At 39.8% G+C, this 21515-nt stretch carries 18 protein-coding genes; 8 read left to right on the top strand and 10 right to left on the bottom strand.

All coding sequences use genetic code 11. The annotated features are described in order from the left end of the window. The first annotated feature begins 2 nt into the window (after positions 1-2). The 5 genes from AC6I5C_RS06945 (at position 3) to AC6I5C_RS06965 (ending at position 6751) form a co-directional block, all read left to right on the top strand. On the top strand, positions 3-1271 hold the full coding sequence (locus tag AC6I5C_RS06945; protein WP_497904534.1) for a ComEC/Rec2 family competence protein: 1269 nt from the start codon (positions 3-5) through the stop codon (positions 1269-1271). After that, on the top strand, positions 1258-2619 hold the full coding sequence (gene pbfA / locus AC6I5C_RS06950; protein ID WP_497904535.1) for a (R)-1-hydroxy-2-aminoethylphosphonate ammonia-lyase: 1362 nt from the start codon (positions 1258-1260) through the stop codon (positions 2617-2619). Before AC6I5C_RS06945 ends, pbfA begins: the two co-directional genes overlap by 14 nt. Position 2620: 1 nt before the next feature. Next, positions 2621-4210, top strand: coding sequence for a fibronectin type III domain-containing protein (locus AC6I5C_RS06955; protein ID WP_497904536.1), 1590 nt, complete (start codon positions 2621-2623; stop codon positions 4208-4210). A gap of 11 nt (positions 4211-4221) precedes the next feature. Continuing rightward, entirely contained in the window at positions 4222-5319 is a 1098-nt protein-coding gene (locus tag AC6I5C_RS06960) for a phosphoglyceromutase (RefSeq protein ID WP_497904537.1), read from the top strand. Between the two features lie 331 nt (positions 5320-5650). Beyond that, positions 5651-6751, top strand: a complete 1101-nt coding sequence (locus AC6I5C_RS06965) for an alkaline phosphatase (RefSeq protein ID WP_497904538.1) — start codon at positions 5651-5653, stop codon at positions 6749-6751. 88 nt (positions 6752-6839) lie between these two features. Here AC6I5C_RS06965 and AC6I5C_RS06970 read toward each other — a convergent pair whose 3' ends face one another. From AC6I5C_RS06970 to AC6I5C_RS07015, 10 genes are all read right to left on the bottom strand, one after another. After that, the gene (locus AC6I5C_RS06970; RefSeq protein WP_497904539.1) at positions 6840-7583 is read right to left on the bottom strand and encodes a LytR/AlgR family response regulator transcription factor; all 744 of its coding nucleotides are present in this window, start codon (positions 7581-7583) and stop codon (positions 6840-6842) included. A 3-nt stretch (positions 7584-7586) separates the two neighbouring features. After that, positions 7587-8660, bottom strand: a complete 1074-nt coding sequence (locus AC6I5C_RS06975; RefSeq protein ID WP_497904540.1) for a sensor histidine kinase — start codon at positions 8658-8660, stop codon at positions 7587-7589. Continuing rightward, positions 8653-9873 carry an ABC transporter permease gene (locus AC6I5C_RS06980; protein WP_497904541.1) on the bottom strand — a complete coding sequence of 407 codons (1221 nt, stop codon included), beginning with the start codon at positions 9871-9873 and terminating at the stop codon, positions 8653-8655. The genes AC6I5C_RS06975 and AC6I5C_RS06980 overlap by 8 nt, the downstream gene beginning before the upstream one ends. Positions 9874-9926: 53 nt before the next feature. Then, positions 9927-10679 carry an ABC transporter ATP-binding protein gene (locus AC6I5C_RS06985; protein ID WP_497904679.1) on the bottom strand — a complete coding sequence of 251 codons (753 nt, stop codon included), beginning with the start codon at positions 10677-10679 and terminating at the stop codon, positions 9927-9929. Between the two features lie 57 nt (positions 10680-10736). Continuing rightward, a complete protein-coding gene (locus AC6I5C_RS06990; protein ID WP_497904542.1) occupies positions 10737-11957 on the bottom strand; it encodes an efflux RND transporter periplasmic adaptor subunit in 1221 nt (406 codons plus the stop codon). Positions 11958-11962: 5 nt separating this feature from the next. Beyond that, entirely contained in the window at positions 11963-13291 is a 1329-nt protein-coding gene (locus AC6I5C_RS06995) for a TolC family protein (RefSeq protein WP_497904543.1), read from the bottom strand. 127 nt (positions 13292-13418) lie between these two features. After that, entirely contained in the window at positions 13419-14150 is a 732-nt protein-coding gene (locus AC6I5C_RS07000; protein WP_497904544.1) for a LytR/AlgR family response regulator transcription factor, read from the bottom strand. A 37-nt stretch (positions 14151-14187) separates the two neighbouring features. Continuing rightward, positions 14188-14547, bottom strand: a complete 360-nt coding sequence (locus AC6I5C_RS07005) for a DUF4907 domain-containing protein (RefSeq protein WP_497904545.1) — start codon at positions 14545-14547, stop codon at positions 14188-14190. A 79-nt stretch (positions 14548-14626) separates the two neighbouring features. Then, on the bottom strand, positions 14627-15646 hold the full coding sequence (locus AC6I5C_RS07010; protein WP_497904546.1) for a Kelch repeat-containing protein: 1020 nt from the start codon (positions 15644-15646) through the stop codon (positions 14627-14629). Further along, positions 15643-16542 carry a DUF6268 family outer membrane beta-barrel protein gene (locus tag AC6I5C_RS07015; RefSeq protein WP_497904547.1) on the bottom strand — a complete coding sequence of 300 codons (900 nt, stop codon included), beginning with the start codon at positions 16540-16542 and terminating at the stop codon, positions 15643-15645. The genes AC6I5C_RS07010 and AC6I5C_RS07015 overlap by 4 nt, the downstream gene beginning before the upstream one ends. A gap of 240 nt (positions 16543-16782) precedes the next feature. Here AC6I5C_RS07015 and AC6I5C_RS07020 point away from each other — a divergent pair, with 240 nt between their 5' ends. The 3 genes from AC6I5C_RS07020 to AC6I5C_RS07030 are packed head-to-tail and all read left to right on the top strand — an operon-like array spanning position 16783 to position 21333. Further along, positions 16783-18096 (top strand): DUF4270 family protein, encoded by a 1314-nt coding sequence (locus tag AC6I5C_RS07020; RefSeq protein ID WP_497904548.1) that lies wholly within the window; start codon positions 16783-16785, stop codon positions 18094-18096. After that, the gene (gene bamG / locus AC6I5C_RS07025; protein ID WP_497904549.1) at positions 18080-19339 is read left to right on the top strand and encodes a BamG family beta-barrel-assembly machinery protein; all 1260 of its coding nucleotides are present in this window, start codon (positions 18080-18082) and stop codon (positions 19337-19339) included. The genes AC6I5C_RS07020 and bamG overlap by 17 nt, the downstream gene beginning before the upstream one ends. A 47-nt stretch (positions 19340-19386) precedes the next feature. Beyond that, positions 19387-21333 (top strand): M43 family zinc metalloprotease, encoded by a 1947-nt coding sequence (locus tag AC6I5C_RS07030; RefSeq protein ID WP_497904550.1) that lies wholly within the window; start codon positions 19387-19389, stop codon positions 21331-21333. The last annotated feature ends 182 nt before the right edge of the window (positions 21334-21515 follow it).

Here is a 21515-nt window from a genome sequence, read left to right on the forward strand (position 1 = left end):
ACATGATTTTTAAGAAGAAATACAAATTTTTATTGTGTGGTTTTTTGTCTAGTTTACTTCTTTTCTCCCAGGAAGGCTATCCTTCTTGGGAAGAAGGAGTAATGGAAATTCACCACATCAACACGGGGCGTGGTGATGCTTGCTTCGTCATAATGCCGGATGGTACAACCTTATTGATCGATGCTGGGGATACTTCCGAAACCCATCCAAGGACCTTGTCTGCAAGGAATGAAGTACTGAAACCTAACAATACCAAATCAGCTCCTGAATGGATTGTGGATTATATCCGTCAGTTTGCTCCAGAAAGCAAATCGCAGCATTTGGACTATGCCCTAATTACCCATTATCACGATGACCATTTTGGGGAAGCCGATTCATTGAGAACACTGGCTCCTGGGGGCTATCAGCTTACGGGGATTATGGAAGTGGGAACCTTGATGCCCATAAAAACACTCATTGATCGAGGGAGTGAGTTTCCTATCAATCTAAAGGATAAAAAGGTGCAGTCGCAGGAGCGTTTCATCAATGATTCCTATAAAATGATGGCGACCTTAAAGGAATACTGGAAGTTCATAGACTTTCAGAATAAAACCAACGGATTGGTTCACGAAACCCTAAAAGCGGGAGAGAAGCATCAAATTCAATTATTATATGCGCCTAATAATTATCCTGAATTTCATGTTCAGAATGTGGCCGTAAATGGTCAAATCTGGACGGGAGAGAAGAATTTTACTTTTGATTTATTCAAGGAAGGCGACTATCCAGGTGAAAATCCGTTAAGCACCTGTATTAAAATTTCCTATGGAAAATTTGACTATTTCACAGGAGGCGATGTGAATGGAATTGATGAATTGGGCGGTACTAATTTCAATAGTTTGGAATCTAACATTGCGCCTGTGGTTGGAGCCGTAGATGTAGCTGCCTTGAACCACCATGGAAACAGGGATTCGCAGAATGCCTATTATGTAAGAACGATTCGCCCAAGAGTTTGGGTACAGCAAAATTGGTCGTCAGACCATCCTGGGGATGATGTATTGCGAAGAATTTTATCCGAAAAAATATATCCTGGTGAAAGAGATGTGTTTTCTATCACTATGCTCCAGGCCAATAGAGATGTTATTGGAGGAAAGCTGGATCAATACAAAAGTCAAAACGGACATGTGGTAGTGCGAGTGGAAAAGGGTGGAGATACTTATAAAGTTTTTGTGTTGAATGATACTACCCAAACACGTGAGTTGGTAAAACAATTTGGACCATATGAATCAAGATAGTATTTCTCTAAACAAAAGAACCGAGGGGGATATCAACATGGCTCCCGCTCGAGAATCTTGGTTGAAAACAGAAGTAGATGAAAGGACTGCCGAGTTGCTGGAAAAGGACGCGCGTTATTTTTTGCATCAGTCCATGTCTACGCCATGTTTAGACGTTTTAAAAGCCTGTGAAGGACCTTCATTTGAAAATATTTCAGGGAAAACCTATTTGGATTTCCACGGTAATAATGTGCATCAAATAGGATATGGAAATCCGCGGCTTATTGAAAATTTGATCAAACAGCTGCAAACACTGTCATTTTCGCCCAGACGATTTACCAATGAACCAGCCATCAATTTCGCTGAAAAGTTAGCCTCGTTGACACCTTCCAATTTAAACAGGGTACTCTTAACCCCTAATGGAAGTTCTGCTGTTGGGATTGCCCTAAAGTTGGGACGCGCCATAACTAAAAAGTTTAAAGTGGTCTCGTTTTGGGATTCCTTTCATGGTGCTTCCTTGGATGCCATTAGCGTTGGGGGAGAATCGGTTTTTAGGGAATATATGGGGCCTTTAATGCCGGGCGTGGAACGTATTCCTCCACCAGTGACCTATCGGGGTATTTTTGAAAATAACGAAGACAAATGCTTGGAGTATTTGGAATATGTGTTTTCAAAAGAGAATGACATAGGAGTGTTTATTGCCGAGACCATCAGAAATACCGATGTGCAAATCCAATCAAAGCATTTTTGGAAGGAAGCCAGAAAACTTTGCGATACTTATGGCGTACTGCTGGTCTTGGATGAAATCCCAATTGCCTTAGGTAGAACAGGAAAGATGTTTGCCTTCGAGCATTTTGGCATTGAGCCTGACATTCTTTGCATTGGCAAAGGATTGGGTGGGGGCATTGTCCCTCAGGCGGCCATTATCACTAGAGACGATTACAATGTCTTTGGAGATATTTCCCTAGGCCATTATACTCATGAAAAAAGTCCTTTGGGCTCTGTAGCAGGTTTGACCACTATTGAGCTTTTACAAAATGGAGGCCTTTTGGAAAAAGTTCATCAAGACGAAACATATTTAGAAACTGCTCTGTCATCACTCAAAAAGAAACATGATATCATTGGTGATGTGAGAGGCTTGGGGATGCTTTGGGGAATTGAGTTGGTAAAAGATAGAATCACCAAAGAAAAAGCTGTTGAAGAAGCTGAGCAAGTCATGTACGAATGCTTAAAACAAGGACTGAGTTTTAAAGTGTCCTCGGGTAACGTCTTGCAGTTGTCGCCTGCTTTGACCATTTCACGAGAAGATTTGGATAAAGCATTACACATATTAGATACAAGTTTAATCATTGTAAATGGAAATCAATAACATGAAAAAAATAGGATTAGCGGTAATCGCATTTATAAGTTTACATTCAGTTTTCTCACAAAGCGAAAAGACGACGTTTTTGGTTCAGCCATATCTTCAGGATGCAGAACCAAGTTCCATCAAGATTATGTGGGAAACCAGTCAAGGTGAAGAAAGTATTGTAGAATACGGGCCAACACCTAAACTTGGCAAGAAATCAATAGGTACTGCTGAAAATGTAGACTTCGGAAAGTCAAGATTACATACCGTGAAATTGGAAGGATTGAAACGTTTCACAGAGTATTATTACCGCGTGAGAACGGGGAAATTGGTCTCGGATATTTATCAATTTAAAACGCCTCCTTTTGCCTCAGATCAAGAGTCTTTCAATATTGTGGCCATGAGCGATATGCAAAAGGACCATAATCATCCCGATAAGTTTTTGGAAGTAGTTAACGATGGTATTTTACAATATCTGGATAAGGCTTTTGAAGGTGAATTGCCAGAAAATTTGGCAATGGTCTTAATCCCGGGTGATTTGGTACAAGACGGTACGAAATATGGCCAATGGCAAAACGATTTCTTCAAACCGGGAGAAAAGTTGTTTTCCGAAGTGCCAGTATATCCTGCCATAGGAAACCATGAAAACAACTCGGTGTTTTACTTTAAATATTTCAGCCTTCCGGAAAATGGAACACCTGCCTATGCCGAGCATTGGTGGTATAAAGACTATGGAAATACACGCGTTATCGGTTTAAATTCCAACGATGGTTACAGAGATAGCAAACACCAATACGAGTGGTTGAGACAACTGTTGGAAGACACTGCTAACAATGAAGATGTCGATTTTGTTTTTGCTCAAATGCACCATCCACATAAATCGGAATTGTGGATTCCTGGGGAAACGGATTTCAGTGGGAAGGTGGTGAAAATGTTGGAAGATTTTTCAACCAAAACAGGAAAGCCAAGTATTCATTTTTTTGGGCATACACACGGATATTCCAGAGGACAATCCAAAGAGCACAAGCATTTGTGGATCAATGTTGCTTCGGCTGGGGGCGCTATTGATAATTGGGGAGAATACGAAGGTCGCGATTACAATGAATTCACTGTAACACAAGATGAATATGGGTTTGTAATGGTAGAGGTAGATGGAGATCATCACAACCCAAAATTCACCATAAAGAGAATCAGTCGAGGAAACAATATTGTAGGAACCAAAGACAATGTGCTAACGGATAGCATTACGGTTTGGCGAAAGGAAAGAAAGCCAAAAGCTCCAGTGGCGATTTCTCCAAATGCACAGGGATCTATTGAAGGAGTAGTGTTGAAAGCAGGCCCTTTTGAAAGTGATTTTAAGGATGCGTTTCATGCGGCATCGCATTGGCAGGTATCGGAAGATGAGAGTTTTGAAAAGCCTGTTTTTGATAGCTGGAAGCAGTTTGAAAACTGGTATTATTTAGAAGATCGCCAGAAAGGAGATGATTTAACCGATGAGAAAACCAATAGACTAAAACCTAACACGACCTATTATTGGCGGGTAAGGTATAGGGACCAAAACTTGAACTGGAGTGAATGGTCCCAAGTATTATCATTTGAAACAAAACAATAAATAATAAATTGATGAAAAGAATATTATTATCAGTAGGGGTATTGTTACTATCAATAAATGCAATAAAGGCCCAAACAAAAGCTGACACTCCAAAGGTTGTTGTCATTACTGTAGATGGATTGCGTTGGCAGGAGTTGTTTTCTGGTGCTGATGCTAAATTGGTGGAGAACAAAAAATATGTGGATAATCCCAAAAGATTAAAAACTGAATTTTGGAGAGAAAACCCTCAGGAAAGAAGAATAACCTTAATGCCTTTTGTTTGGGGGGAAGTTATTAAAATGGGACAAATCCACGGCAATAGAAACTTGGGTAGTTATGTGAACTTAACCAATAATATGTGGTTTTCGTATCCTGGCTATAATGAAATCTTAACAGGGAAAGCCGATAATGAGCGCATCACAAGTAACGAGAAAATAAACAATCCAAACGTGACGTTCTTGGAAAGACTTCAAAATACGTCGGACTATAGAGGCAAAATTGCGGCGTTCGGTAGCTGGGATGTATTTCCTTATATCATTAATGAAGAGCGGTCGGGAATTCCTGTAAATGCCGGTTTTGAAACTGCGAAAGGAGATGATTTGTCGGAAAAAGAATTGTTTTTGAATGAACTTCAGCCAGAGGTGCCATCGCCATGGAATTCGGTACGATTAGATGCTTTTACGGCAGGCTATGCCATTGAGTATATGAAACGGGAGCATCCAGAAGTGGTGTATGTAGCATTTGGGGAAACTGATGATTTTGCCCATGATGGGGAATATGATTCCTATTTAAAGGCTGCTAGAAATACTGATGGATTGATCAAGAAATTATATGATTTTACCCAGCAAGATGCCTTTTATAAAGACAATACCGTGTTTATTATTTCTACAGATCACGGTCGCGGGGAGAAGCCTGTTGATGATTGGAGAAATCACGGAAGAAAAATAAATGGAGCCGATCAAGTTTGGATGATTGTTTTTGGTCAAGGAGTAGAGGTTTTGGGAGAAGTATCTTCGGAAGAGCGTTTATTCAGTAACCAAATTGCCCCTACTGTGTTGGAGATTTTAAACAAAACAGAACTGGGAGAAAATATGGAAGGTAAGTCTTTAAAGTTACAGATAAAGAGTTAGTTGATTTTTATGTTATATTGTTGAATTAGTTTAAACCGGGAATTACTTAATGTGATTGCCGGTTTTTTTTGTTGATTTAGATTTTACATTGCTATAATTACTCTCGTTTACCTCTTGGTAATGGTAAGGGAACTTAATTAAAAAGTAGATTTTTTGGGATTTCTTTAACTATGCTTTACATTTTCTTAAAATACAGAAGCTTTGGTTTTTCTTACTTTTGCATCTTGTGAATAAGTCAAAGTAAAAAGGAACGTTAAGGCAAGGATTTAATAGGCTCTTTTGAATTTGAATTACAAATCGTAAACATTAAACCTAAATACAAAAACATAGAATGAAATTAATCTTAAGTGTTATGGCTTTCTTGACAATTGGTTTTGGATATAGCCAGAAGTCAGAAACAAAAATAGTAAAGGAAACCAACAAGCCTTTAAATGTTATTTTGCTGATAGGAGACGGTATGGGATTGTCCCAAATGTCATCAGTGTTTTATTTCAAAAAGGACAGCATCAACCTTCCAAATTTTGAACATGTTGGCTTGTTAAAGACCTCGTCTAGTTCACATTTAATTACGGACTCTGCTGCTGGGGCGACAGCTTATGCATGTGGGGTGAAAACTTATAACGGTGCTATTGGAGTATTACAGGATACCACGGCAGCTGAAAATATGACTGAAGTGCTTTCTAAAATGGGCTATAAAAATGGGTTGGTAGCAACATCTTCAATTACCCATGCTACGCCAGCGTCTTTCTTTGCCCATGTGCCTAGTAGAAAGTTGGATGAGGCCATTGCGGCGCAATTGCCAACTTCCAATATTGACTTTTTTGCAGCTGGAGGTTTGAAGTTCTTCAACAAGAGAAAAGACGGAGCGGATTATGTAGCTGCGTTGGAAAAGAAGGGCTTTGAAATGGATACTGTGCAATTAGGAGACAAAAAACTTAAAAAGAACCGCAAATACGGGTATTTGTTGGCTGAAGACGGCATGCCTAAAATGACCGAAGGAAGAGGGGACTTTTTACAGGAAGGTACAGAAAAGGCCCTGAGTTATTTGTCTCAAACATCTGGAGGGTTCTTTTTAATGGTAGAAGGCTCACAAATTGATTGGGGAGGCCATAACAATGAGGCGCAGTACTTGATTGAAGAAATGAAGGATTTTGACAATGTTATTGGAGCTGTACTTGATTTTGCCAAGAAGGATGGAAATACATTGGTGTTAATGACTGCCGACCATGAAACTGGAGGATTCACACTTGCATCAAAAGAAGGTGATTATAATGCGGTAACGCCAACCTTCTCTACTGGAGGGCATTCTGGAACCATGGTACCTGTGTTGGCTTACGGTAAAGGAGCTGAAAATTTTGGTGGTATTTATGAAAACAATGAGTTGTACCATAAAATTTTGGCCTTGATCCAACAGGACAGAATTGTGGAGTAGATAATCAATAGAGATAAAATAAAAGCAGGTGCTGAGAAGTCCAATTTAGGATTTTTAAGCACTTGTTTTTTTATGGAAAGGTTGAGGTTTAAAGTGAATTCTTATTGATGAAATCGTGGAATTTTGTTTTGTACTGTTCCGAAACGGTAATGCGTTGGTTGTTGATAATAATTTGGCTACGTTCGATGGTTTCAATATTTTTTAAGGAAACAATATATGATCTGTGTACTCTCATAAACTCTTCTTGCGGCAGTTCCTCCTCTAAGGATTTTAAACTCATTAGGGTGAGGATGGGTTTGGGAGTGTCTTTTAGCCAGATTTTTACATAATCCTTTAAGCCTTCAAAATACAGCACGTTTTTAAGCTCAATACGCAACTGGCGGTATTCAGATTTTACAAAAATAAATTCCTTTTGAGGAGGTAAAGTCTCAATTGGACTATTGGGGGTATCATGTCCTTTTGAAGGTTGCAACCTTAGTCTGGCCTTATTGGCTGCCGTTAAAAATTCGGCATAATCAAAGGGTTTTAAGAGATAGTCAATGGCATTTACTTTAAAGCCTTCCAAAGCATACTGGTCAAAAGCAGTGGTAAAAATAATCCCTGTTTCTTTGGGAAGCAATTTGGAAAGTTCCATACCGGACAGGTCAGGCATTTGGATGTCCAAAAAGATGAGGTCAACCGTAGTCTGGTTTAAGAATTCCAGAGCGTCTATGGCATTTCCAAACTTGCCTTGTAATTCCAAAAAGGGTGTTTTTTTAATGTAGTCTTCTACCAATCCCAAGGCCATTGGTTCGTCATCTACGGTAATACAAGTAAGTTTGTTGCTGCTCATTTACTAGTGGTTTAAATCAATCTCCAAAACTGTGGTGTATGTATTGTCTTTTATTTCTGTGGTCAAGCTATGCTTTCCGGGATAGAGTAGTTCCAGACGTTTTTTGAGGTTTTCCAAACCAATACCAGAACCACTTTTGTCGCTTTTTTCTTTAGGGAAGTTAGGGTTTTTTGAGACAAACAAAACCTTATTATTGTTAATATCCATGTTAAAAGATATGTCTCCTTCCTTATTGGCGGAAACCCCATGCTTAAAGGCGTTTTCTATTAAGGATATGAACAATAGCGGGGCAATTTTGATGTTTTGGGAAACCACAGGGAAGGTATAATTTACCTGGGTAGTTTCTGGAATCCTGATTTTCCCCAATTCAATATAACGCTTTATAAAGTCGATTTCATGCGAGAGGCTTACAGATTCGGTTTTCGTATCATATAGTAGGTATCTCATTAGTTTAGCCAATCCATGGAGGCTAGTTTTGGCTGTTTCGGGAGCGGTATCTACCAAGGCATAGATATTGTTTAGGCTGTTGAAGAAAAAATGAGGCTGCAATTGGTATTGCAAATGTTGAAGTTCGGAATGGAGTTTTACATTGTCGGCTTCGGTTTTTTCAAATTCTATTTTCATCCAACGTTCAGTAGTCTTTATGGCTATTGCGAATGCCAAAGGCAGCAAATAGGTGATAAATTGAAGGTAGAAGAAAAAATCCTTTGGAGGAGGATTTTTCATGTTCTCCATTTTCATAGGAGGCATCTCCCGCATGCCATCAAAAACAAAATGGTTCATTTGAAATTGAAGCGCAACAAAGGCTATGATGCAAATCAGGTTGATCATACTGAATAGCCAAACTTTCTTTTTAAAAAGTAATCTATCGATCAGCCAAATATAATTTAGGTAGAAGATGGAAGCAAAGACCGATAATTGCAGCCAAGTCCTAACCATGATGGCCCTGTCAAATTGATTTTGACCCGAAGAGTTCGATAGCAGGTAAGGGGTGCTGAAGATGAACCCCCACACCAATATATGCGAAATAATGCTTACAGCTTTTCGGTTTTTATATTTTTTAAAGAAATCATTCATATCGCAAGGCTGTTATAGGATCTAAAGCGGCTGCCTTTTTTGCGGGGTACCATCCAAAAAATATTCCGGTAACGGCACACACCACAAATGAAATGACTACGGAATAAGAGGTGATCACTGTTGGCCAACTTAAAATATTTTCAATAAAAAATGAAGCGGCCAATCCTAAAAGCACTCCCAAAAGGCCTCCGGAAATACTGATCATGACGGCCTCAATTAAAAATTGGGTGAGGATGTCCCTTCCTTGTCCGCCTACCGCCATTCGTAAGCCAATTTCACGGGTGCGCTCTTTTACTGATACATACATAATATTCATAATGCCGATGCCGCCCACCAATAGGGATATGCCAGCTATGGCAACCAACAGGATGGTGAGTATGTCGTTTGTTGAGCTGAACATGGAAACCAATTCTTCCATAGAAAATACGTTAAAATCATCCTCATCATTAGGGCCAATTTGGTGGGAACTTCTCAAAATGCTTGTAATTTCCTCTACAGCATCTTGAGCCTGTTCTTCGCTTAGGGCCGAAGCGCTAATGGAATGTAAGTAATCTATGGCTAATATACGTTTTTGTACCGTGGTATAGGGAGCTATGATGACGTTATCCTGATCTTGCCCAAAGGTGTTTTCTCCTTTTTCAGTCAATACGCCGATTACTTTCATGGGGATGTTGTTGAACCTAATGACTTTTCCAATAGGGTCTATGCCCTCACTAAATAGATTGTCTACAACGGTTTGCCCTAAAACCACCACTTTGGCAGCTGCTTTAACTTCAGCTTCTGTAAAAATGCTTCCTGTTTTTACTTCCCAAGATTTCACGGCTAGGTAATCTGGTAAAACGCCATAGATAGAAGTAGGCCAGTTGTTGGTGCCGTTTATGGACTGTCCGCTACCTTCTACCATTGGAGTTAAATAGGTGAGGAGTGTGCTGTTGTCCTTTAGATTCTGAAAGTCTTTTAAAGTCAGGGTTTGCATTTGTCCTGGATCCATTCGCACCCCTCCGCGCATTTCCGACCCTGGTCTGATGGTAATCATGTTTGAACCCATTTTTGCAATTTGACTTTTAATGCTTTGGCTGGAGCCTTCCCCAATGGCCAACATGGCAATTACAGAGGCTACGCCAATAACAATTCCTAGCATGGTTAAAAAGGTTCTAACCTTATTTAGGATGATTGCTTTCCGTGCAATTTTTAATAAATTAAATAGCTTCACCTTACAAGTTTTTTTGTTTACGAATTGTCTTCTTACCCATGCCTCTAACTGTTTCACACTGTTTCATGGTCTTCTTTTGGTAAAAGCGATAACATTTCTTTGGCGTCCTTCACATTACTGTTTAGGGCGTCCTTTATAATTTTTCCGTCTTTTAAGACAATGGTACGTTGACTGAACTCTGCAATATCTGGTTCGTGGGTTACAAAAACGATGGTTTTTCCTTGACGGTTCAGGTCTTGAAAAAGGGCCATGATTTCATAGGACGTTCTTGTGTCTAAATTACCGGTAGCTTCGTCTGCCAATATCACCACAGGATTGTTCACTAAAGCTCGTGCAATGGCTACCCGCTGTTGTTGCCCGCCCGATAACTGCGCAGGTGTATGGTACATTCGCTCCTGTAGTCCCACTTTTTTTAAGGCCGAAATGGCATTTTTTTTTCGTTCTGCAATGGAAACCGAGCTATTATACATTAGAGGTAATTCTACATTTTCTAAAGCAGTGGTTCGAGCCAATAAATTATAGGATTGAAATATAAATCCGATCTTGTGGTTCCTGATTTTGGCCAATTGGTTTTTGCTCATATCGTTTGTGAGCATGCCATCTAGCCCGTAGTCGCCTGCTGATGGTTTATCCAAACAGCCCAAAATATTTAACATGGTGCTTTTGCCGGATCCACTAGAACCCATAATGGTCACAAATTCCCCTTCCTTAATATCGAAAGAGATGCCTTTTAAGGCATGAACTACCTCGTTTCCCATCACAAAACTTCTTTTCAAATCTTCTATTTCAATGATTCTTTTCTGCATGTTACGGGTATCGGTTTTAACCTTGGTTTCTTCAAATGTTTCCATGTTATTGGGTATTTATTTTTTCTTTCCTGGAGGTTTCGGCATAAATGGGCTGCTGTTTTCTTCAGGCATTGGAGCCGCTTCTTCTGTCAACCCGGTGGCTTTTAAACTGTATACCAAATTGTCTCCAAGCTCAAGGCCTTTCAAGATTTGAACATGTATCCCGTCACTGGCTCCCAAGGTTATTGGGGTAGGCACTATATCCCCATTAGGTTTATAGACCCAAACCATGGTGCCTTCGGTGTCAGCTGGTGGTGGTCCCTGAGGCTCTGGCTTCTCAATGTTGTTTTCTTTCTGGAAGCGGTGAAGAATTTCCATATTCGGCTTGAAGTTGATAGCTTTTGCTTCGGCGGTAAGCACATCTTTAAGTTCTAAGGTGTAAATGGACACCGAAGCCGTTAGACCTGGCTTCAATTTAAAATCAGGATTATTGGCTCTGATGACCACGGTATAGGTGACCACGTTTGAAGTGGTGGTTGGGTTTAAGCGCACCTGTGTCACTACGCCCTTGAAGATGTCATCTTGGTAGGCATCAACCGTAAAAGTCACGCTTTGTCCTTCTTTGACTTGTCCTATGTCGGCTTCATCTACATTGGCTTCTACCTGCATTTCTTCAAGGTTTTTGGCAATGGTAAATAGGGTTGGGGTGCTATAACTGGCCGCTACGGTTTGTCCTTCGTCTACATCGCGGGACAAAACCACGCCATCAATAGGCGAATAGATATTGGCGAAGCCAAGATCGGTTTGTGCGCGGTTCAATTCAGATTGACGTTGTGTTACTGTACTATTGGCTGTGTTGAGCTTGTAAAGGGCTTCATCGTAATCCGATTTACTTATCACCTTGCTGTCGTAGAGTTGTTTTTGACGGTCAAAGATGGTCTGTAAATAGTTCTTTTCATTTAGAGCGTTGTCATAAAGTGCTCTGCTCTGTACCACGGCAGCTTTTAGGTTGGTTTTGTCCAATTCGGCAATGAGCTGTCCTTCGGTTACTTCACTATTATAATCAACATAAATCTTCTCTACAACCCCCGAAACTTGGGTTCCCACTTCCACTTGAGTGATAGGGGCAACCGTTCCAGTGGCTGTGACCGTGGTAATGACATCTCCTTTGGAAATAGCCACTGTTTTAACTTCTACCTTAGAGGTTTTGCTGCTGCTTAAAAAACTATAGCCTAGAGCGGAGGCTCCTAGAATTCCTATAGTGATTACGATTATTTTTAAAGTTTTGCTTTTCATTGTTTTTAAATTTCAATGGCGTTTCCTTGGTAAAATTGAAGGAGTTGGTAATACAAAATGTTTAGATACTTGGCTTTGATATAATCGAGCTGGGCATTGGTGTAGTTGTTTTGGCTTACCACGAGGTCTGACGTGTTTAGTGCGTTTAATTCAAACTTCTTTTTGGCCAGTTTATAGGATTCCTCGGCGGCATCCTTTGCGGCACCTGCCGCCAATAATTGTTCCTGAGAGGCTATTGAATTCTGCCAAGCGGTGTCTACTTTTTTGTACAAATCCTTTTTGGCATTTTGCAATTCCAAGTCGGCTTGCTCGGCATTGATTTTTGCTAGTTTAATTTCGGTTTTGGTTTGGTTTTTATTGAATATGGGGATGTTAAGTGACAGCCCGATTCTTTGGTTAAAGTTGACATTGATTTGGTCAACGAAATTCAATTCTTGGGTGCTGGTAAATCCAGATCCCAAACTTCCATTTAAGTAAAGCGATGGGAGGTTATCACTTTTGGCAATTTCAATATCCTTTTCGCTGATGGCTTTGTTTAATTCAGTGGCTTTTATTTCAGGAAGGATGCTCAAAGCCTTTTTGTAGACTTCTATTTTGTCCAATTGTGTTTCTACCATCTCATTGATGTTGTCAGGTGTTTCTATTGCAAATTCAGTTTCCGGGTCCAGTTCCAAAAGCTGTTTTAGGGTTGTAATCTGTTGTGCATAGTTGTTTTTTGCGGTAATCAAATCGTATTTTTTGGTAGCGGCTTGGGAAGTGGCATCGGTGTAATCTTGCATAGGAATGCTTCCTGCATCAAGTTTGGCCTTGGCCAATGTAGCTTCTTGTAGCGAAGCCTCTAGATTGTTTTGTGCTATGGCAATGCCTTCCTGCATGTATAGTGCCTGTAAATATGCTTCCGTAATCTGAAGGGTAATATTGTTTTGGGTTTCTTCCACATACAGGGTGTTTTGCTCAAAAATCAATTGTTGTTGCTTTTGCTGTTTATTGAGTTTGCTACCTTCATAAACAGTCAGGGAGGAATTGATCCCAAAACTTGAGGAATGGATTTGTTGTGTGACATAATCGCTGGTAATAGGGTCGATGCTGTTTCCGTTGGATAGGGTTTGTGAGGCGCTTCCTGTTACATTTGGGAGTTTGTTGTATTTGGACTGGTCGTAGTTCAATTGTGCCTTGTCTTGACTGTATAGAGCATCCTTCACCGTTAAATTATGGGTGGTTGCATAGGCTATACATTCTTCGAGGCTCCATTTTTTTACTATTTCCTGAGCATGTTCCTGAGCCTGAACAACAGTTGTAAGGAGTGCGATTAGTATTGAAAAATATACTTTCATTTTATGAGATGCTTTCTTGAGTGTAAAATTCAACAGAATTATAATGTTTTAAAAACCAAATAGATATACCCGAAGTTTTGCTAGACGTTTCCCAAGTATTTAAGGACTAAAAAGTTTTTGTAGGAGGTTACTCAAATTGACCTATTCTGTCCAGTAAAGAGGGTTTAAAACTATCGCTTACAGGAAGGTAGATGTCATTCAGTTTGACCTTCTTTTTCTGTATGGCGGTTATTCTTGTAATGTTTACCAAAAAACTAGGGTGTATCCTGACAAATTTTGCGGTATCCAGTTTTTCTTCAAGTGCGGTAATTTTCATGAGGGTTCTCACGGGAGGTGTATTTACCATATGAATTCTTAAAGCGCCTTGCATGCCCTGTATATAGGTGATGTCGTCAATGCTCACTTGGTAGGCCTCATGGCCATATTTCACCATAATAGCTTTTGATGAAGTAAGGGAGGTGCCATCGGTGGGGAAGATGTTGGTTTCCATCAAGGCACTGAAGTCCAAAATTTTTAAGGCTCTTTTTGTTACATTTTTCACGGTTTGGGCTGTGATGGGACCTTGAATGGATTCTATTGTTTTTAATCCTTTAATACGAGTAAGGGCCGCATTGGTTTTGGTACGGAACACGAACATTGGATTGCCCTTTAAGTGTTGGGTAAACTTTGTTGGGTTTGCTTCCAAAAGGCCTATATTGCAAAATACCAATACAGTTTTAAACGAATTTATAGTATCGATAGCTTCTAGAGGATTTTTATAACTCCCCATCCAGTTTAAATCGTCATTTTCGTAACAATAGCGCTGAAGGGCGTTTAAATACTTGGGGTTGTTTTCTATGATGATACAATTGATTTTCATTTTTCAACGTACTTCTGATTTGTATTAAAATGAATATTTACGGGACTTTCACTAATTGGATATTGTTCTCGTTAAAGTCCTTTGGGCTCAGCGAAGGGTTGTGGCCTTTGCTTAGACGTTCCATTACTTTTCTGCCGGCTTTTTCGGCATCCTTTTGGGTTGAAAACTGAAACTTTCCATCTAAGGCAGGAACGTATTCTTGTTTGATAAGCAATTGTTGCAAATGGTAGATGTTATAAATCCATCCGCCTTGCTCACTTTTTTGAGTAACCACATGGTACACTTCTTTTTCAATGACAAAATCTTGTTGTAGGCTATTTGAATAAATGGCCAAAAGGCTTAGTGCTGTTGCCAAAACTAAACCTATCCCAATGTTTTTGATATTTAGATACTTCATCTCTTTTCTTATTAAATCCCTAAAGGTTTAAAGTGGTTGGTTTATCGCTTTAAACCTTTATGGGAGTTATCACATGTTATTAATCATCGGTATCTTGAACCTCGGTAGGGAAGTATTCGTAGTTGTCATCCAAATACAAACTTCCACTTTTTCCTAAAGCGATAAAGGCTCTACTACCATTACTAAATGCGATGGAACCTTGTCTTGAAACACCTTCAAAGTTGGCTTTTTCTTCCCAACTGTCTTTTGAAGGGTCGTATTCCCAAATGGAGTTGTCTACATAAGAACTGTATACTCCCAATCCGAAATAGCCTTTGCCATTCATTGAAAATCCTACGCCGTTGTTTCTAATAATGCTGTAATCGTCATCTTCGTCCAGGTCCTCAAGTTGGGTCCAAGTTTCGGTATCTAGGTTGAAAGCCCAAAAGTCGGTTTGGTTGATTCCGTTGGAAACACCAGTTCCTAAATACACGGTATTGTCGATTGTGAAGGTTGAAGCTTCGCGACGTTTTTCGCCTCCAAAGCCAGTTTGAAGACTCCAAGTGTCTGTAGAAGGTTCGTATTTCCAAAAGTCTTTTTTGTCATTTTGTCCATCATATCCTGTACCTACATATCCAGCAGTTTCAGAGCTGAAGGCCACGGCACCACGTCTGGTTCCTCCACCAAAATCGGCAATGCTGGCCCAGGTATTTGCTTGTGTGTCGTAGCTGTAAAAATCACCCAGTTCGTCATTGGTCTCGCCGTCATATCCCAAACCAACATATCCTTTGTTGTTGACATTGAATGCCACGGCATAACTTCTGGCTACTCCAGGAAGGTCAGATAATTGGTACCAATAATTGCCGTCGAAATCATAAGCCCAAAAATCGTTTAGGTAATCATCACCATCGTACCCCGTTCCCATATAGCCAATGTTGTCTATGGTGAAAGCTGCAGCATTGCTTCTAGGGACACCGTCAAAAACGGAAACTTCTATCCAATCTCCGTAATCGTCGTCATCTTCATCGTCGGAGCTACAGGACATGGTAAGGCAGGCCATGGAAATGGCTAGTATTTTGATGGCCTCAAAGCGGAATTTTAATCTAAATAAATCTGTCATTTTTCTGTTGTTTTTATGTTATTGTCCAATTGAAACTTTATCCCAAAATGTATGGAAAAGGAGTTGTTGCTTTTAAGTGGATACAGTGACTTCCCGTTTTGGGAGTTTATCTCCAGGCTAGTATTTGTATGATATCCTGCACCTATGTAGGCACGGTAATATTCGTGTAAAGCGGTTGAATAGTTTAGCTCAAATTTGGTACTGCGATATTCCAGTTTGCTGTTCGTTATTGCTTGTCCGTTACTAGAAAGATAAGCGTTGCTAGGGTTGTTCATATAATCCCCGTCCTGCTGTGCTGTAAACGACCATTCGTTTTTCCAGGAAGGCTTGTAATTGATATAGCTTTTGGGGAACCCAATCTGATAGCTCCATTTTGTCCCTAGAGTACTGTTGTACGAAATGATTGGGTAGAGGTTGGGGGCACCAAAAAGAGTTCCGTAGCCTAAACCAAATTCCACTTGACCTCCAATAGATTTTAGGTTTTTTGAGAATGTGCTTTTGGTATTGAAAATCACATCTTCCAATGAAGGGGAGGTATTTAAGGTGCTGGAAAGGGTTGGGTTAAGGGATATTTGCCATTGCCATTGGTTGCCAAATGTTAAACCGTAGCCTGCGTTTAGTGCAATCAGATGGTTTTGTTCAAAGGCATTTACTAGGGGCTCATCTTCTGCAAAACTGTTAAAGATGACGCCGTAATTGTAATATCCCAAGCCAAAATTCAGGGACGATGCACCAATTCCAATAGTCTGCTCAACCTCACCTCCAATAATGGTTAATTGTTGCTCACCTAAACTAGGAACAATTTCATAGCTGAAATCTCCCTTCAATTGACTGTTTGGGGGGGCTTCCGTTGTTTGGCTGTATAGGTTGTTGGCGCACCAAAATGTGCACAGCATAAGTAAGATTCTCCTTTTCATCATCGCAAACGTAGATTGCAACTTTCTATCCTTTCATATTTAATATACAAACAATGGAATCATACGGTTAAAGCCTAGTTTTTCATCTACAAACCAAGTTTTGGACAATCGTAGTGAGAATTTAGGCTTATATAGATAAAAACCGTCCGTGTGTATAGTCTTGACTATTTGCACTTTCAAAACCCCTTTTATTTGCTTCATATCTAAAAAAATGTAGCTATGAAGTCATTTCTGTGCATACTTATTGTAGCATTGACATTGGGAGCCTGTTCCTCACCTTATGAGGGGGATTATTTTCTGGTGGACGGTGATTATTTGGAATCGGGGACCAAAATTATGGTCATTGATACGTTTACGGTAAAGCTGTCCAATTTTAAGATTGACAGCATTGTCACCTCTGGAACCGATCGTTTGTTGTTTGGACAATCTGATGATGAATATTTTGGAAGGGTTCGCGCCGAATCTTTCTTTCAAATGTACCCTTCTAGCTATTCCATTACAGATGGAGCAACCTTGGACAGTGTGGCTTTGATTTTGGGTTATGATAAATATTATTACGGGGATACGCTTCAACCGGTTACGCTAAACATTCATAAAGTCATTGAAAAAGTAAAACCAGCAAATGATGACTTTTACAATACCAGTTCCATTGCTTACAACCAAACGCCAATAACGCAGGTAACAGTGGCTCCAAGACCAATGTCTGGCGATTCTATTCATGTGACTCTGCCAAATAGTTTTGGTGCTGCTATTTTTAATGCTATTGAAGAAAATCAAATTGATGAGTTCTCCGATTTTGAGGAAGTCTTCAAGGGGCTTACAATTCAGCCTGAATTGGAAAGTAATACCTCGATTTTGGGGATTTCCAAAAGTACAGACGATACCTATTTGCGGTTTTATTATTCGCTAGGTGGTGAGGTAGGTGAGGATTCCTATACGTTCGATCTTAAATTGAGCCAGGGAGATGTGTCTTCTTACAATAAAATTTCCTCTACCAATAGTAGCGAATGTCTATCGCAAATGATAGATCAGGATTTGAGTATTGCGACTTCCGAATGCGATTTTCGAGGAGTGATGCAGTCGGGAACGGGGTATACCTTTAGAATCGATTTTCCAACCTTGAAAAACCTTTATGATTGGCCGGTAAAAGGCACGGTGCTGAGTGCCGATTTAACCTTTACACCCGATTGGGGGACCTATAATGCCCCTTTTCATTTGCAGGATTCCTTGATTGTTTCAAAAATTAGAGGGAAGAATAACATTACCGGTCAATTGGATAATGGTGAAGATTATATCTATGCCAACCGAGTGGAAGGCGCATCGGAATTTGAGCTGACTTCCTATAAAGTGGCTTTGGATGGTTATGTGGATGATTTGCTCGATCCAGATACCCAAGATACCAATGAGGGCTTGACCTTTTATCCAGAGCTGTTCAATGCTATGGTGGACAGGATTATTATTGATGATGATCCAGATTCTGAATACCGTCCCAAATTAAAAATTGTTTATGCCATTTATGATGTTGAAAATTAAAACCTATAAGTTGTATGGGGCATTTTTGCTAGTGTTTTTAGCATCCATGTCTTTGTATTCGCAATCCGCCACTTCCAACGGGTCTCCTTATTCTTTATATGGATTGGGATACTACAACCCCAATAGCATTGGGCTGGCACCAAGCATGTCGCAAAGTGGGCTGGCTTGGAACAATCCTTATTTTATAAACGACTTGAATCCGGCAACTCTCAGTGGTTTGTATTCTGATATATTTATTTTGGATGCTGGGGTGAATGTGTCCATCAATGAGTTGTCTAATTCAGGAAATAGCAAAACCTTTCTTCAGTCTAATTTGTCTCATTTTTCGTTGGCTACCAAGTTGAATAAGAAGTCAGGGATTAGTTTGTCCCTGCTTCCGGCAACTTCTGTGGGTTACTCATTTATTAGTGAACCATTGGCGGTGGAGGGAGCTAACGAAGAATATCGGAATGTATTTATTGGTTCTGGTGGAATTAATGAACTTAAGTTGAGCTATGGCTATCAAATAGGGGCTAATATTAATTTAGGGATTACAACTTCTTATCTGTTTGGGAAGATTGAACAATCCAGATATTCTGCAACATCTGTATCGGAATTGGCTATTGAAGAAGACTATTATTACAATGGTGTCAAGTTAGGACTTGGTGGAACGGCCAATATCAGTAAGGATGTAACTTTTGGGGCTATTGTCAACTTTCCTACGAAGGTCAACGCAAAGAAAAACATTGACGTCTATAAAACCACCGATGGGATTTCGAGCATAGTAGAGGATGAAAATGATGTGGGAGCCGATAATTTTTATATGCCATTGCATGTTGGAACAGGGCTAACGTATTCTTTAAAATCGGACTTTTTGTTTAATCTGGATTTCAACCATAAGTTTTGGGACGCCACAGACCAAAAGGATAATCTTGGAACTTTTGTTGACCAAAGCATTTATAGTTTGGGTATGCAGTATAAAAAGTCCAATCCCAATAAGTATTGGGAGTATTTCAGTTTTAGGTCTAGTGTGAAATACGATTCCGGTTATTTGATGATTGATGATATGCGAACGGACAACTTTGAGGCTACCGTGGGTGTGGGGATTCCTTTGGGCCGTAATTTTTCTTCATTGAACATTTCTTATTCTAGGCGTTTTACCTCTGGAGCAGCAAGTAGTTCTGTAATTCAAGAGAACTTAAATACTATCAATATAGGGTTGTCCCTATCAGATATTTGGTATCAAAAGCTGAAGTACAAATAGGGGGCTTAGGTTTTTGTCAAGTTTAATTTTAACACATCATCAATATTATGAACAAACTTTATGTAGCGTCATTGAGTATTTTCTTTGCCTTGAGTATGCAGGGTTGGGCTCAAAATAATTCACCAGTAAAAAAGTCGAAGCAACCGAATCTTGGTTCCACGGTACGATGTTATTCGGATGAGTACAATACCATTATCCGCAATGAACATCCCAATATGATGGGGAGCAAAAGCTTTGAAAAAAAACTCAAGCAGACTTTGGAAGGCTTAAAATCACAAAGAAGTAACGAAACAACAGAAGATGTTATAGTCATTCCTGTGGTAGTCCATGTGTTGCACAATGGAGAAGCTATTGGAGTAGGACCAAATATCACGGAAGCACAAGTGCTGTCGCAAATTACAGTGCTTAATGAAGATTATAGACGTATGATGGGCACACCTGGGTATAATACTAATGAAGATGGTGCCGATGTAGAGGTGGAATTTGTTTTGGCGCAACAGACGCCAGAGGGTTGTCCAACCAATGGAATAGATAGGGTGAATATTTGTATGGATGGCGTAGGTTATAGCGAAATGCAAAGTCAAAAGACGCAAACCTATTGGGATCCTGCAAACTATTTGAACATGTGGTCAGCTAAATTTATAGATGATTTGGAGGGTATCTTGGGCTATGCGCAATTTCCAGGAGGCACTGCCAATACAGATGGGGTGGCTTCCAATTACACCACCTTTGGAAGCTCCGATTATGATGACGGGACCTTCAGTCTTTCTGTTCCGTACGATAAGGGGCGAACCATGACCCATGAGGTTGGGCATTTTTTAGGTCTTTACCACACTTTCCAAGGAGGTTGTGATGATGAGGATTATTGCGATGATACACCTGCGGTGGAAGAAGCTAATTATGGGTGCCCAACTAGTAATTTATCCTGTGGAACTTATGACATGGTGGAAAACTTTATGGACTACACTAATGACGAGTGTATGAATGTTTTTACTAACGACCAAAAAGCGAGAATTCTTGCCGTACTCAGTGCCTCAACAAATAGAGCTTCCTTGGAAGATTCTTTTGCCTTGAATGCTCCAACGGAAGTCACTTCCGATCCTGCTGTGGCAATTGAAGAGCTGCAAATTGGTTGTGGAACGTCCATTACTCCCGTAGTAACTCTTTCCAATTGGGGAACCCAGCCATTAACGACTGTAACCATTCAATATGATATAGACAGTGGAACTCCAATAACTTATAATTGGTCTGGGACCTTGGAGGCTCAATCCAGTGTTCAAGTTGTTTTGGAGACTATGGAAACAACAGCGGGAGATCACATCTTTAATGTTTCAGTGGCCAATAGCCTTAATGCGCGGACATGTAATGATGGTGATAGTACCTGCTTTAGTGTTAATGACGCCTTGCAGATAGCTGCTTCACAAATAAATTTGACCCTGACTTTGGATAATTATGGAGACGAAACCACTTGGTCTCTTCAAGATAGTGAGGGTACTGTGTTGTATTCAGGAGGACCTTATACCAATGGGAATTCGGGAAGTGTATTTAGTGAAACCTTTGATCTAGAAAGCGAAGACTGTTATCTGTTTACAATTAATGATACTTATGGAGATGGTATTTGCTGTTCTTATGGAGAAGGATCTTATGTATTGGCTGATGGGGATGAAAACATTTTGGCTGAAGGAGGCGGTTTTGAGGATACTGAATCTGTTACCATTCATTATGCTACACTTGGTACTGAGGATTATTTTATGGACGCAGAGTTGAAAGTCTACCCAAATCCTGCCACTGATATTTTGACGGTTAAGATTGGCAATAATAGTTTGCCTGATAGCTATGAAATTTACAATGCCCTTGGTCAAAAAATCAATGGGAGAGAAATAAGTTTAGACGAAGATTTAAATATCAATGTCAGTTCTTATGCTCAAGGATTGTATTTTTTAAAATTGAATAAAGGAAATGAAACCACGTATGTTCAATTTTTGAAGAACTAATGGTTTGGTGATTTGTGTTACTAAAAAACTTTTGGTTGAGTTTAATTTAGTTTTTTGAATCCAAAAAGTGTCCTGTTACGTGTGGGGCAATTTTTTAAGCATGGTCAAAATTGTTGGTCATGCTTTTTTTATTGAATTAATTTTAATTTAAGTACGATTTTTTTGAATTTTGTAAGGTATAA

It is taken from the genome of Mangrovimonas sp. sgz306409 (assembly GCF_059735265.1).

Bases quoted from the DNA above. Each gene is read 5' to 3' on its own strand.
- AC6I5C_RS06990 (WP_497904542.1), bottom strand. From the start codon at position 11,957: ATGAAAAGCAAAACTTTAAAAATAATCGTAATCACTATAGGAATTCTA.
- AC6I5C_RS06970 (WP_497904539.1), bottom strand. From the start codon at position 7,583: ATGAGCAGCAACAAACTTACTTGTATTACCGTAGATGACGAACCAATG.
- bamG (WP_497904549.1), top strand. From the start codon at position 18,080: ATGATGTTGAAAATTAAAACCTATAAGTTGTATGGGGCATTTTTGCTA.
- AC6I5C_RS06965 (WP_497904538.1), top strand. From the start codon at position 5,651: ATGAAATTAATCTTAAGTGTTATGGCTTTCTTGACAATTGGTTTTGGA.
- AC6I5C_RS07020 (WP_497904548.1), top strand. From the start codon at position 16,783: ATGAAGTCATTTCTGTGCATACTTATTGTAGCATTGACATTGGGAGCC.
- AC6I5C_RS06985 (WP_497904679.1), bottom strand. From the start codon at position 10,679: ATGCAGAAAAGAATCATTGAAATAGAAGATTTGAAAAGAAGTTTTGTG.
- AC6I5C_RS07030 (WP_497904550.1), top strand. From the start codon at position 19,387: ATGAACAAACTTTATGTAGCGTCATTGAGTATTTTCTTTGCCTTGAGT.
- AC6I5C_RS06975 (WP_497904540.1), bottom strand. From the start codon at position 8,660: ATGAATGATTTCTTTAAAAAATATAAAAACCGAAAAGCTGTAAGCATT.
- AC6I5C_RS06995 (WP_497904543.1), bottom strand. From the start codon at position 13,291: ATGAAAGTATATTTTTCAATACTAATCGCACTCCTTACAACTGTTGTT.
- AC6I5C_RS06955 (WP_497904536.1), top strand. From the start codon at position 2,621: ATGAAAAAAATAGGATTAGCGGTAATCGCATTTATAAGTTTACATTCA.
- AC6I5C_RS07015 (WP_497904547.1), bottom strand. From the start codon at position 16,542: ATGCTGTGCACATTTTGGTGCGCCAACAACCTATACAGCCAAACAACG.
- AC6I5C_RS06960 (WP_497904537.1), top strand. From the start codon at position 4,222: ATGAAAAGAATATTATTATCAGTAGGGGTATTGTTACTATCAATAAAT.
- AC6I5C_RS07000 (WP_497904544.1), bottom strand. From the start codon at position 14,150: ATGAAAATCAATTGTATCATCATAGAAAACAACCCCAAGTATTTAAAC.
- AC6I5C_RS06945 (WP_497904534.1), top strand. From the start codon at position 3: ATGATTTTTAAGAAGAAATACAAATTTTTATTGTGTGGTTTTTTGTCT.
- AC6I5C_RS07010 (WP_497904546.1), bottom strand. From the start codon at position 15,646: ATGACAGATTTATTTAGATTAAAATTCCGCTTTGAGGCCATCAAAATA.
- pbfA (WP_497904535.1), top strand. From the start codon at position 1,258: ATGAATCAAGATAGTATTTCTCTAAACAAAAGAACCGAGGGGGATATC.
- AC6I5C_RS07005 (WP_497904545.1), bottom strand. From the start codon at position 14,547: ATGAAGTATCTAAATATCAAAAACATTGGGATAGGTTTAGTTTTGGCA.